This window comes from Companilactobacillus paralimentarius DSM 13238 = JCM 10415 (assembly GCF_001434985.1).
Classification (GTDB): domain Bacteria; phylum Bacillota; class Bacilli; order Lactobacillales; family Lactobacillaceae; genus Companilactobacillus; species Companilactobacillus paralimentarius.
Map to the genome: position 1 here is coordinate 20,178 of NZ_AZES01000064.1, position 12,100 is coordinate 32,277.

14 protein-coding genes are annotated in these 12,100 nt (G+C 34.3%); 12 read left to right on the plus strand and 2 right to left on the minus strand.

The genetic code is table 11. The features are described 5' to 3' along the window. Positions 1–67 precede the first annotated feature (67 nt). Positions 68–355: a bacteriocin immunity protein gene (locus FD33_RS06470; RefSeq protein WP_025085655.1), complete on the plus strand. Its 288-nt coding sequence runs from the start codon at positions 68–70 to the stop codon at positions 353–355. A gap of 48 nt (positions 356–403) precedes the next feature. Here FD33_RS06470 and FD33_RS06475 read toward each other — a convergent pair whose 3' ends face one another. Continuing rightward, positions 404–1,765 (minus strand): FAD-dependent oxidoreductase, encoded by a 1,362-nt coding sequence (locus tag FD33_RS06475; protein WP_025085654.1) that lies wholly within the window; start codon positions 1,763–1,765, stop codon positions 404–406. A 154-nt stretch (positions 1,766–1,919) separates the two neighbouring features. Between FD33_RS06475 and FD33_RS06480 the strand changes: the two genes are divergently transcribed. Together FD33_RS06480 and FD33_RS13160 are read left to right on the plus strand one after the other, a co-directional pair. Continuing rightward, positions 1,920–2,396, plus strand: coding sequence for an EAL domain-containing protein (locus tag FD33_RS06480; protein WP_373887538.1), 477 nt, complete (start codon positions 1,920–1,922; stop codon positions 2,394–2,396). A 30-nt stretch (positions 2,397–2,426) separates the two neighbouring features. Further along, positions 2,427–2,621: a hypothetical protein gene (locus tag FD33_RS13160; RefSeq protein WP_404280655.1), complete on the plus strand. Its 195-nt coding sequence runs from the start codon at positions 2,427–2,429 to the stop codon at positions 2,619–2,621. A 152-nt stretch (positions 2,622–2,773) separates the two neighbouring features. Here the strand turns inward: FD33_RS13160 and FD33_RS06485 are convergent, their stop codons facing one another. After that, a complete protein-coding gene (locus FD33_RS06485; protein ID WP_056955850.1) occupies positions 2,774–3,943 on the minus strand; it encodes a multidrug effflux MFS transporter in 1,170 nt (389 codons plus the stop codon). A 245-nt stretch (positions 3,944–4,188) separates the two neighbouring features. On the opposite strand from FD33_RS06485, the gene FD33_RS06490 reads away from it, so the two are divergent. The 9 genes from FD33_RS06490 to FD33_RS06530 all read left to right on the plus strand — a co-directional run bounded on the left by FD33_RS06490 (position 4,189) and on the right by FD33_RS06530 (position 12,097). Then, the gene (locus FD33_RS06490) at positions 4,189–4,467 is read left to right on the plus strand and encodes a hypothetical protein (protein ID WP_025085944.1); all 279 of its coding nucleotides are present in this window, start codon (positions 4,189–4,191) and stop codon (positions 4,465–4,467) included. A gap of 284 nt (positions 4,468–4,751) precedes the next feature. Then, positions 4,752–5,993: a PTS transporter subunit EIIC gene (locus tag FD33_RS06495; protein ID WP_025085943.1), complete on the plus strand. Its 1,242-nt coding sequence runs from the start codon at positions 4,752–4,754 to the stop codon at positions 5,991–5,993. Next, complete coding sequence (locus FD33_RS06500) at positions 5,983–6,852, plus strand: alpha/beta hydrolase (RefSeq protein ID WP_025085942.1); 870 nt, start codon at positions 5,983–5,985, stop codon at positions 6,850–6,852. Before FD33_RS06495 ends, FD33_RS06500 begins: the two co-directional genes overlap by 11 nt. 94 nt (positions 6,853–6,946) lie before the next feature. Next, a complete protein-coding gene (locus FD33_RS06505) occupies positions 6,947–7,522 on the plus strand; it encodes a hypothetical protein (protein WP_025085941.1) in 576 nt (191 codons plus the stop codon). A 77-nt stretch (positions 7,523–7,599) separates the two neighbouring features. Beyond that, positions 7,600–8,091 carry a VanZ family protein gene (locus FD33_RS06510; protein ID WP_025085940.1) on the plus strand — a complete coding sequence of 164 codons (492 nt, stop codon included), beginning with the start codon at positions 7,600–7,602 and terminating at the stop codon, positions 8,089–8,091. A 46-nt stretch (positions 8,092–8,137) separates the two neighbouring features. Next, the gene (locus FD33_RS06515) at positions 8,138–8,869 is read left to right on the plus strand and encodes a sulfite exporter TauE/SafE family protein (protein ID WP_025085939.1); all 732 of its coding nucleotides are present in this window, start codon (positions 8,138–8,140) and stop codon (positions 8,867–8,869) included. Positions 8,870–8,948: 79 nt separating this feature from the next. Beyond that, on the plus strand, positions 8,949–10,571 hold the full coding sequence (locus FD33_RS06520; RefSeq protein ID WP_025085938.1) for an ABC-F family ATP-binding cassette domain-containing protein: 1,623 nt from the start codon (positions 8,949–8,951) through the stop codon (positions 10,569–10,571). Positions 10,572–10,722: 151 nt separating this feature from the next. Then, positions 10,723–11,634, plus strand: coding sequence for an ABC transporter ATP-binding protein (locus FD33_RS06525; RefSeq protein WP_025085937.1), 912 nt, complete (start codon positions 10,723–10,725; stop codon positions 11,632–11,634). Next, on the plus strand, positions 11,627–12,097 hold the full coding sequence (locus FD33_RS06530; RefSeq protein ID WP_082603704.1) for an ABC transporter permease: 471 nt from the start codon (positions 11,627–11,629) through the stop codon (positions 12,095–12,097). The genes FD33_RS06525 and FD33_RS06530 overlap by 8 nt, the downstream gene beginning before the upstream one ends. Positions 12,098–12,100: the final 3 nt, after the last annotated feature.

A 12,100-nucleotide genomic window follows, 5' to 3' on the forward strand; every position in this document is an offset into this window, starting at 1 on the left:
AACCATGTATTGACAATAAAAGAATGCTTATGTTAACCTTTTCATGTTATGAAAGAAGGGGTAAACTATGGCAAATGTAGAACCTGCTGAAGCCTTGATGGAAGCAATTCATGTTGCGAGCCAAGATAAGGAAGTTCAAAAGAATTCAGAATTGATGGACCTTCTAATTAAGAGTGCTAAGCAATTGAAGTCCACAAATAACTATCATCAAGTGGCTGCTAATCTAAATAAATCATTACAATATTGGGGAATGGGACATGTTGGTGGTCCAGCTGCTATTGACACCTTGTATCAGGCAACAATCAATGACACACATGGCCGTGCCTATCAAAAATTACCTACAGGTATGGAATAAAGAGTACAAAAAAAAGATACATAATCGTATCTTTTTTTTTACACTAATTTAGTCCATACCCCAATAGTCTAGTTCCTTATCGATTGCTTTTTGAGCAACTAAATTAAGATAGTTGAAAGGTTCGTCAAAGTTAGGCGAGAAAAGCATATCAACGTAAGCTAAATCATCAATTGTATTATTGTTTTGGATGATTACAGAAACAGTATTAGCTGATTGTGCAACCTCGTGAGAGCTCATGAATTGAGCACCCAGAACGCGACGACTTTTACGATCGTAGACCAGTTCAATATTTATTTTAGTATTAGTTGGCATGAAATCAGGACGGTAATTACTTTCAAAATAAACATGATGGGCATCATAATTAGCATCTTTAGCGGCATTTAAAGTCAGACCAGTACAGGCAATCGTTTGACCAAATAACAACATACCACTAGTTGCTTGACTACCCATTGATTTACGACGACGTTTGAAAAGATTCATACCATCTAAGGTACCTTGACGAACGGCATGAGATGCCAAAGGAATATATTTGGAAGTTAAAGTTGGATTATATTGGATTTCGGTAACATCACCAGCAGCAAAAATATCAGGATCAGATGTCTGCATGTAGGCATTAGTGATAATAGCACCATTTTTTGCAATATTAACTTGTCCCTTAAGTAAATCAGATTGGGGAAGAACTCCCGGACAGATAGCTACCATGTCGACGATGTACTCATTGTCATCTTCAGTGGAAATTTTAAGATGTCCATCTTTAGTATCGCTGAAGCGGCTTACATTAGTACCAGTTAAAACGGTGACATGGTTATCCTCTAAGAGTTTTTTAACACGTTCAGAAATAGTGGTATCAACGTATTCATCCAATAGTTGATCATTTCTTTGAAATAAGACGATTTCATGTCCAGATTTAACGAAGCCTTCAGTCAACTCAACACCAGCATAACCACCACCTAAAACGGCAATTTTATGATTATTCTTAGATGCTTCGGAGAGTTGATGGGCTTGATTACAAGTCTTACACAACAAAATCTTAGGATTTTCAATTCCCGCAATGACAGGAATACTTGTTCTTGAACCTGTTGCTAGGATAAGTTTATCGTATTTGTCATGAAGAAGTTCACGTGTTTTCAAGTTCTGAGCCAAAATAGTGTGAGCTTGAGCATCAATTTTAATGACGTCATGTTGCATACGCATGTGAACACCTTTTTTAATGAATTCTTCTGGATTAGCGTAAAAAACGTCTCCTAAATCTTTTACATCGCCGCCAATGTGCAAATATGTTGCACAGGATAGATAGGATATGTCGGCGTGTCGCTCATAAACAGTTATTTCTGCATCTGGATTATATTTAAGACATTCATTCATAGCAGAAATTCCCGCGTGAGTACAACCTATAATGGCTACTTTCATTCAATTACTACGACTTTTCTATTATATTTACATTTATCATTTTTCATAAATTATTTTATTTAATATAACTTATAGTATACTTAGATTATAGACTTTTGATATATAAATAGTAGGTAATTAACACTTTATTTTAAATTTAGAAGGCGATTTAATATTGAAACCGATTTATCGTTATTTTGTACAGCCACAGATAGATGTGAGAACACATTCTATTTTTGGTTATGAACTTTTAATCAAGCAATGGACTCCAGATGGCTGGCGACTTCCCAAATCTTTTGTCGATATTGACTTGAATGTGAACGCAAAATTGTTAGTTGAAACAACTAAAATCTTAGGGAAAAAAGTTCAATATTGTTCCGTTAATGTTAGTCGTGAGCAATTGATGGATACGCAAATGGCAAAAGCAATCATTAAAAGTCAAGTGCAACTGTATCCTACTAAGTTGGTCGTAGAGTTAACTGAAGAACAAGGGCCACATCAGTACTGTGATTCTAAATTGGTACCATATTTACGCAAATTTATGGAACATGGCATGCAAATTTCACTGGACGATGTAGGCACTGGTGATAATAGTTTTGAGAGTATACATAGTTTTTTGCCTTTGGCTTCGGAATTAAAATTTGCTTTATAAAATTTTCGTTCAAATATTGGGGATTCTAAATTGCGTGAGAAACTCCGTGCCTGGAAAGGAATTAGCGGTGAATACGGGCAACGCCTAATTCTTGAAGGAATTGAGGATTTTGAGGATGACGAAATCAGTAATAAATTGGGAATTAACTTTCGTCAAGGTTATTACTATGGAAGGTCTGAATTGTTTCCATTAATTGGTGACTCTAACGAAATGAAAAACGTGTGAAATGATTTATAAGAGAAAATCAGTGTTTTAAAATTAATAATTCAAAAAAATTTTTTAATCAAAAGAACAGCCTCTATTAAGCATTCAAGATATATCTGCTACTTGAATTCCTTAATAGAGGCCGTTTTTATTTATTTTTTAGACTTTATGAATTAATTTCTTTGTGTGATTGGTAAGTAGGCCAATAACATGATCAAACTTATGCTAAGGACAAATAATGGTAGTGAAAGAATAGTTCCATTATGAATAAGACTTACTAAATATGTTAATCCACTGACAATCAAATAATAACCAAAACTGAATAGGCCACCAGCGCTGCCAATAACATCTTCATAACTCTTCAAGGCTAAGTTTAAGGCAATTGGTAAAGTTGTGTTCAATCCCAGAAAAATCAGAAAGAATCCAATGATCATTAAAATTGAGTTATTAAATTGGAGACTAATTACTAGGAATAGAGCGGAAATACTACTAAAGATCAGCCCAATTAGACCAATATATTCTGCCTTAATATATTTAGCCAAGAAGTTAACCAAGATGGCACCTAGTAGACTGGCTAATGCCAAAGATAACCCCAGACTTCCATATTGAATTGAGGAATAGTGGAAATGTTTGATAAAAATGAAGGGAGCTTCAGAGTAGTAACCAAATAAGATACCATTTATTCCACCAATTAGAATACTGTAGACCCATACAATTGGATCTTTTACTAGTCTTGAGGTTACTTTGAGCAATGATACTTTTTGAATATTCTTGCGATCAATAGTTTCAGGGAGACAATAGTAAGCATAGAGCAGAGTGACCACAGCCATGGCGATTAAAAAGCTGAAAACATTTTTATAGCCTAGGTAAGTTTGAATCAATCCACCAATTAGTGGACCAAAAGCGGGAGATAGAGCCATTGCAGCCCCAACTTTTGAAAAAACTTTGGTACTGGTGATACCAGAAAAACTTTCACGCATGATAGTTTGAGTGATGACTGAACCGACGCTAGCTCCAAAAGCTTGAATAAAGCGAGCTACTAACAGAAAATTAAAATTAGAACTTATCAGTAATCCTAAATTGCCCAATAAATAAAAGATAATTCCAATTAACATAGCTGATCGACGGCCAATTTTATCGGATAGTTGACCCCAGAAGAGAACTCCAATGGCAAAGGCAATAAAGTAGATACTTATTGTTAATTGAGATGTTCCAGCGCCGGCATTCATTTGTAAGCTGATTTGAGGTAGAACAGGGGTAAATATCGATTCACTGATTTGAGGGAATCCCACAAGTACAATGATCAATAAAAGTGATGGTACGGTGTTACGGACGTTTTTCATTTTAGACTCCTAAATTTTATTTTGCTGAAAAACGTCCTATATCATTTGCGGGCATGCAGGCCATGATGTTAGTTAAATTCATGGTTTTCACCTAATTTCTATAAAGTATATTAATCATGTTATAGGAATTATTGGAAATTTACAAATTACTTTATAGTAAAAGCATTTTTTATCCAAATCTTGAAAGCGCCTCCCAAAAAATAGTGCTATATTGAATTTATTAAAGATTGAAAGGGAAAGATAGAATGGATGAAGAAACACCACGTGTTAAGTCAGTTCTTTTGTTACCAAATTTTTACCTACGAGTAAATTATGATAACGGTCAAGTGAGATTTTCTAAGAGTAAAATGTACTACATGGAAACTCATGTCTTCCAACGTCCACACTTAGGATTAACATCATTGACTCCGGGCTGGTATTGGATCGGTAGTGATATTAAATTATTGGATAACAACAAATTCTCTGTTAATGACGCAATTTACGATGGTAATGAGATTTATGGTAGTAAAGTAAAACCATATTAATTATTAATCGTAGGACACAACATGTTCTGCTTTCGAATACTAGGGAAAATAAAGCAGGTAATCGTACTTTGGTTACCTGCTTTATTTGGTTTGAACAGGAAAATCAAGGTAATATTCTGTATTATATTAGCCAATATAATATTCGATTCTTTGTAAATTTTTATGAAATAAACTAATCTTTTTCAGATAATTTGGGTGCTTTTTATGGATAAAAATAGATAAGAAGTTAATAATATGAAGGTGAATAACGAATATACTTTGTTGATTAGTTAAGAGGGGTAAACATGGTCACTCGTTTGTTGAATTTTTTTGCTCAGATTCGCAACACTAAAGTTGCGAGTGCTGTTCGTAATACTTTAACGTTATTATTTCCAATTATGTTGTTGGGCAGTTTTGCTGATGTTATTAAGTTCGCATTTTTAACTAAAACTGGTTACATGGCCCAAATGTTCGGTGTTACCAGTTGGCTGCCATATTCGCGTGAATTGGGCTGGGTTATGGAAGTCATCTTCCATTGTACAATTGATATGATTGCTCTTTATGCTGCTTACGGGATAGCCTATTTTACTGCTAAGGAGTATAAGAAAGATGGTGGCAGTGCTGGTGCTATTGGACTGTTATCCTTTTTAATTATTTCATATCAACCCACAGAAGATGGATTACCTAATTTTAGTCGTTTCTTCATGTCGCAAGGAATGCTGATAGCTTTGATTATCGGTTATCTTTGTGGCCGCCTTTGGGTCAGGTTTGATGATTCAAAGATGCAATATCGCTATAAAATCATTATTCCGGTTTTCATTGTTTTATTAGTTTCAGCAATCCTAAATTTGGCGGGATTATTTTTAGTGAAATTGGAAATACCAACTTATGTGGCCAGCTTTGTAACTCAACATTCACCGTTCAACTCGCTAGTATATGTTTTAGGGATGGGCTTTCTAACTGATTTACTATCTTGGATGGCGGTCGGTGGTCCCTTTAGCAATAATCCTACTTTTAACGATGCACCTTCGATGGCTAATATGAATGCGGCCTTAAAGAGTGGATCATCTTGGAATGTGCCGTATAAATTTACTGATACGACTTTGTTTCATAGCTTCGCCAATTTTGGTGGTAGTGGTGTAATGATAGCTCTGATTATTGCTATTCTGATTTTTTCTAAAAAGACTCGAAATCGTAATGTTGCTAAATGGTCGATTTTTCCAGCAATTTTCAATAGTCACTATTCAATGATGTTAGGAATACCAGTACTTTTTAACCCAGTTTTCTTGGTACCGTTCCTTATTACACCGTTATTTAATATGATTGTGGCCGCAATGTTTATTCTCTTACATTGGATGCCAGTATCTGCCTACCCAGTGCCATTAGGAACTCCAGGTCCATTGATTGCTTTTATTGGTACTAATGGTAATTGGGTAACTCTGGTTTTGGGTGCCATTTTGTTAGTGATTGATATCTTGATCTATATGCCATTCGTTAAATTGTCAGATCGAATTAGTCAGAAAGCGGGTGACATCAATGAAAATTAAACATTGGTTTTGGACAATATTAGGAATTACCTTGTCAGTGATACTGATTTTTGTGTCATTAAATTGGTCACATCAGAATACAACTGAATTGGCCAAAATTCATAATTCAAAACTGTCGCCGGTTATAATGATTCCAGGAAGCTCTGCTTCAGTAAATCGGTTTGATACATTAGTTGATAAATTGAATAAGAACAATAAACAACCACACAGTTTGATTAAGATTCGGGTTACGACTGATAATAAGTTGCACGTTTCCGGTCGTTTGCGTCGTGGTGATAATGAACCAGTAATCGTTGTTGGATTTGAGAATAACCATGATGGTTATGACAATATCAAGAAACAGGCTAAATGGTTCAACACAGCTTTTAAGTTTTTGACAAAACAATATAATTTTAATAATTTCAAAGCTATAGGACACTCTAATGGTGGGCTGATTTATACGGCGTTCTTGGAGAATTATTATTCTGAATATTCAGAACAGATAAAAATCAAACAACTCATGACAATTGGTTCACCATATAACTTCAATGAGAAATCTGTTCGCCATAAGACACAAATGTTGTCCGATTTTATTGATGACCGTGAAAAAATTCCATCAAGTCTTAGTGTTTATTCAGTTGCAGGGACAGAGACTTACAATTCTGATGGATTAGTACCATTGGGAAGTGTTATGGCAGGTAAGTATATCTATCAAGGACAAGTTAAACATTTTACATCTATTTCTGTTTCAGGATCGGATGCTCAGCATTCTGATTTACCTCAAAATGATCAAATTATTGATTTAATCAATCGATATATTCTCGATCCTAAGCAAAAACCACAGCAACGGCGGGGTGCTATCTCACTAGATGGACAATAACTTTAAAGAAAAGTCGGATAATACAAACCTAATCGTCTCTGAATTGTGAGTTATAATAAATGTAAAGGCTTACATAGGGTGGAGGGCGATTTAAATGAGTTTAAATTTTGGTCGTAAGATTAATTATATGCCATTAATAATTTCTTTATTTGGCGGAATTATCATTGGATTCTTCTTTTACTTATTGTCACAGAAGACATTGATAGCAATTTTATTTGGTATTGTTTGTCTGATAGTCATTGTAATGTTATATACTCTCAAAACAAAAGATAATTTGGATCAGTGGGGAATTGATGATCGGGGAATTTACTATCAAGATTACAGCACTACTGGTAAGAGAATCAGAGCTATTTTACTACCAAATATTTCGAATGAAGAGACCGTGAAGTTTAGTGAAATTAAGAATTTTTCAATTGTTGTTGGTAAGGGAATGGATCTACCAAGTGGAATTGGACCAGATGGTCCGATTGATGTCACGTTCTATGTGATAGATTCTGCATATCAGACTTTTAATAGTCCTTATTATTTAGCATTAAAGTTAGATAAGGGAAAGGATATTGATTTGGACCTTTCTTCTAATGTTAAAGATGTGGTGGCTATAAATGAGGTTATTAGAAAGATTGAAGAAAAAACCAAACTGCAGGTTAAATTAGAAAAGCAACGTGTATAGTGGCATAATAAGTCGACCGATGAAATTATAATGGGTCGACTTTTTATTATTAAAAAAAGGAAGAGAGGTGTATAGCAATGCGTTGGATACCAACATTATTTATTTTGCTATTAGCAATGGTCAGTGGCTTATACATTCTTGTTAATTTAAAGAAGCTTCCTCGACCATATTTTGTTCTCTTCTATTGGCTGTATTTCGTAGGTTTAATGGCCGTTTTGTTCATGCCGATTTCTATCAATGGAATAACGGTCAAGATTCTGCCACCTGGATTGGGTCGCGTAAATCTATATGAATTACAATTATCCGGAATTGAGTTTTACGAAAATATTATTATGACTGTACCATTTGGCTTTTTTATTAAAAAAGTATTTCCAAAGTTTCCATTAATATTACTAGTTATTTTAGGGATTTTAATTGGATCTAGTTTCGAGTCTATGCAATATGTATTGTCACATCATTTCTTGATTGATCGTACAAGTGATATTAACGATGTGATTTCTAATGCTATGGGTGTTGTCATTGGTGGTGTGATGGCAATGATTTACAATCTTCTTTCAAAAGATAACTGATAACTACCTATTAATACGTTAATATATTAATATGGAGGGACAGTTTATGAGTTGGATATTTGTGATGATCTTGGCGGCTACATTGGCAGGATTTGTTCAAGGAGTGACTGGCTTTGGTTCGGGAATTGTTTTGATGGTCTTTTTACCACAGCTTTTACCGATTGATCAAAGTGCCGGAGTTTCTACGTTGACGATGTCAATTGCTATTATCATGGTAGCTTGGAAGTATCATAAGGCTTTGAAGTGGCAAAAATTAGTTGGACCGTTTTTGATTTATATTGTTATGGCTATTTTCTCGCTACATTTAAGTAAATATTTGGCGGCCGGATATTTAAAAATATTACTGGGATTATTATTGATTATTTTGGCGGTGTATTACACCGTAATGAATTTGAAGTCGATTTCAGTTAAATCAATTCCATTTTATGTCATGGCAGTCTTTGCATTGATTTCAGGATTCTTCAATGGAATGTTTGGTATTGGCGGGCCATTGATGGCATTGTACTTTTTGACTATTTCTAATTCTAAAGAGAATTACTTAGCTAGTATTCAGACTTTCTTTTTAATTGATACGATTGTCATGACTAGTTTACGTTTTTCGACCGGAATTTTAACAGTAGACAATTTGAAATTTGTTTTAGTGGGATTTATAGGGGCTATTTTGGGAACTATTTTAGCCAATCGTTTGGTTAGTCATTTGAATATTCGGATTATGGAATTTTTTATTTATGTTTTTATTGGAATTAGTGGCTGTTATTATTTGATAACGGCTTTATAATGAGAACATTTACTTGCATACATGGAAAATAGTCCGTATAATGCAATTTAATTATGTTTAAGAAATGAGGATTATATATTTGATTACTGTAAGTAACGTTAGTTTGCACTATGCTGATCGTAAGTTATTTGAGGATGTAAATATCAAATTTGCCCCAGGCAACTGTTACGGCTTAATCGGCGCAAATGGTGCCGGTAAATCAACTTTTCTAAAAGTGTTATCAGGTGAGATAACTCCTTCAACTGGTTCTGTTAAATTAGGACCTAATGAACGTTTGGCTACTTTGAAACAGAACCACTTCGACTATGATGACTACACAGTTATGGAAACTGTTCTCATGGGTCATGCCGACTTGTATAAGATTATGCAAGAAAAAGATGCCATCTACATGAAGCCCGACTTTAATGAAGAAGATGGTCTAAAAGCTGCTGACTTGGAAGCAAAATTTGGTGAAATGGGTGGCTGGGAAGCTGAAGGTGAAGCCTCCCAAATGCTTCAAGGCCTAAATATTCCTGAAAGTCTTCATCAAGAAAAAATGGCTAATCTAACAGCTGGTCAAAAAATTAAAGTGTTATTAGCTCAAGCTTTGTTTGGTCAACCAGATGTTTTGCTATTGGATGAGCCTACTAATGGACTTGATGTTGATTCAATTGATTGGTTAGAAGAATTTTTGATCAACTTTGAAAACACAGTTATTGTTGTATCCCATGACCGTTACTTCTTGAATAAAGTATGTACATACATGGCTGACTTGGATTATAGCAAGATTCAACTTTATGCTGGTAATTATGATTTCTGGCAACAATCTTCAGAATTGGCTCAACAAATGAAGCAAGATCAAAATTCTAAAAAAGAAGAAAAAATCAAAGAGTTGCAGGACTTTATTGCTCGTTTCTCGGCGAATGCTTCTAAATCTAAACAAGCTACTTCTCGTAAGAAGATGCTTGATAAGATTACATTAGATGATATTCAACCAAGTTCACGTCGTTATCCATTTATCAAGTTTGTGCCTAATCGTGAAATTGGAAATGATTTACTACAAGTGAAAGATCTGACTATTTCTATTGATGGGAAAACCGTTTTGAAGAATGCTAACTTTATTTTGAATAAGGACGATAAAGTAGCCTTTTTAGCAAAAAATGATATGGTAACAACGGCCTTATTCAAAGTTTTGACGGGTGAGTTAGAACCAGATTCAGGTACAGTAACTTGGGGTGTTACAACTAGCCAAGCATATTTACCAAAAGACTTTAACTCAATGTTTAATGAAGATACATCAATTATTGATTGGTTACGACAATTTGCTGAAAAGGGCGAAGATGATGATACATTCTTACGTGGTTTCTTAGGTAGAATGTTGTTCTCTGGGGATGACGTTACTAAGAAGGTTAACGTTTTATCTGGTGGAGAAAAAGTTCGTGTCATGCTATCAAAAATGATGTTGTTGAAGGCTAATGTTTTACTACTTGATGATCCAACTAACCATTTAGATTTGGAATCAATTACAGCCTTGAATGATAGTTTGATCGACTACAAAGGTTCAATTCTTTTTGCTTCACATGATCACCAATTTATTCAAACAATTGCTAACCGTTTGATTTACCTAACAGCAAATGGTGTGATTGATCGAGCAGATACTACTTATGATGAATTTAGAAGTAATGATCAAATTGAAGCACAAATTAACGAATTAGATAAATAAGCAAAATCCCGATTCCAAAATGGAGTCGGGATTTTTTGGTGTAACGATTAAGGATTATCAGAATAAATGATATTATATATTCAAATTTTCGAACGTTTTCTACTATATTAATTGAAGAGGAGGGATTATTAATTGAAGAGGAGGGATTGTTATGACAAAGACAATTCTGTCGGTAAATAATATCAGCAAGTCATTTGGCCGTTACAAAGCCATTGATAATGTGAGCTTCAACTTACAAAAAGGTGATATTTATGGTCTGATCGGATCTAATGGTGCTGGTAAAACCACTATTATGCGTTTGATTACACAATTATCGCCACTCAAAGTCGGTGAAATTAAGTTATTTGATCAAAAAATCAATCAGCAAGCACTTAAACATGTGGGAGCCGTTATTGAAACACCAGCTGCTTTTAATAAATTGACGGTTCAAGAAAACTTGAAATTAGTTGCCATACAGCGCGGTATTAATGACACTAGGAAAATCACAGAAATAATTAAATTCGTTGGCCTAACAGAAAAAATTCATACGAAGGCTAAAGATTTGTCACTCGGTCAAAGACAACGTTTAGGATTGGCAATAGCTATTTTACCAGAGCCTGATTTGTTGATTTTGGATGAACCAATCAATGGACTTGATCCATCAGGAATCATTGAATTCAGAAAGTTATTAAAGAAATTAAATCAGGAAAAACAAATTACAATTTTAATTTCGAGTCATATTTTGACCGAGTTATATCAAGTGTCGACGCGATTTGGTTTTATCTATGATGGACAATTGATCAAAGAGATTACTAAAGAGGAATTGGATAAAGCCAATCGGTCAGGACTTGTATTAACAGTTGATGATGTTTCAAAAGCATCGAAAATTATTGACGAAAAGTTTATGGAAAAATTTACGGTAATTGATGATAAAAATATACTGATTCATTCATTGAATGTTGATCCTTCTAAATTGAATCGAGAATTGGTTGAAAAAGGTATCTCGGTTATCAGCTTGACTAAGAAAGAAAAATCATTAGAAGATTACTATACGAATTTGATAGGAGGGATTAAGAATGCTTAATCAATTACGAACTGACTTCTATCGTCTAAGTCACACTTTGGGGATCTATTTGACACTACTTTTTGCTATGGGGTATTCAGCTCTTATCACTGGTAAAAATATCATTGGCGGAATCATGGTTACGACTGATTCAATGGCAAAATTGAATTCGACAAAAATTTGGACATTAAAGGATGGCATTAATGCCAGTACTTTATCATCAAGTCTTCTGGTATATGCTTTTATCGGTATCTTTGTAATGACAGTTGGCTATGAATTTAGCCAAAAGACGTATAAGAATACTTTGGTTTCAGGGATAACTCGAACACAATTTATTATTTCTAAATATTTGGTTATGCTGATCAATATTTTCGTATTAAGTCTGGTTTATTTTTTCACCAGTATCGTTACAGGGATGTTATCGTCCCGTTCTGGATGTAAGCTGATTCCTGAGACAACTTTTAAGAGAGGGTATAATGAATAAATC

What these genes read in the sequence shown, in the direction of transcription:
- FD33_RS06530 (WP_082603704.1), top strand. Translation starts at nt 11,627, where the DNA reads ATGCTTAATCAATTACGAACTGACTTCTATCGTCTAAGTCACACTTTG.
- FD33_RS06495 (WP_025085943.1), top strand. Translation starts at nt 4,752, where the DNA reads ATGGTCACTCGTTTGTTGAATTTTTTTGCTCAGATTCGCAACACTAAA.
- FD33_RS06525 (WP_025085937.1), top strand. Translation starts at nt 10,723, where the DNA reads ATGACAAAGACAATTCTGTCGGTAAATAATATCAGCAAGTCATTTGGC.
- FD33_RS06505 (WP_025085941.1), top strand. Translation starts at nt 6,947, where the DNA reads ATGAGTTTAAATTTTGGTCGTAAGATTAATTATATGCCATTAATAATT.
- FD33_RS06485 (WP_056955850.1), bottom strand. Translation starts at nt 3,943, where the DNA reads ATGAAAAACGTCCGTAACACCGTACCATCACTTTTATTGATCATTGTA.
- FD33_RS06500 (WP_025085942.1), top strand. Translation starts at nt 5,983, where the DNA reads ATGAAAATTAAACATTGGTTTTGGACAATATTAGGAATTACCTTGTCA.
- FD33_RS06490 (WP_025085944.1), top strand. Translation starts at nt 4,189, where the DNA reads ATGGATGAAGAAACACCACGTGTTAAGTCAGTTCTTTTGTTACCAAAT.
- FD33_RS06510 (WP_025085940.1), top strand. Translation starts at nt 7,600, where the DNA reads ATGCGTTGGATACCAACATTATTTATTTTGCTATTAGCAATGGTCAGT.
- FD33_RS06515 (WP_025085939.1), top strand. Translation starts at nt 8,138, where the DNA reads ATGAGTTGGATATTTGTGATGATCTTGGCGGCTACATTGGCAGGATTT.
- FD33_RS06475 (WP_025085654.1), bottom strand. Translation starts at nt 1,765, where the DNA reads ATGAAAGTAGCCATTATAGGTTGTACTCACGCGGGAATTTCTGCTATG.
- FD33_RS06470 (WP_025085655.1), top strand. Translation starts at nt 68, where the DNA reads ATGGCAAATGTAGAACCTGCTGAAGCCTTGATGGAAGCAATTCATGTT.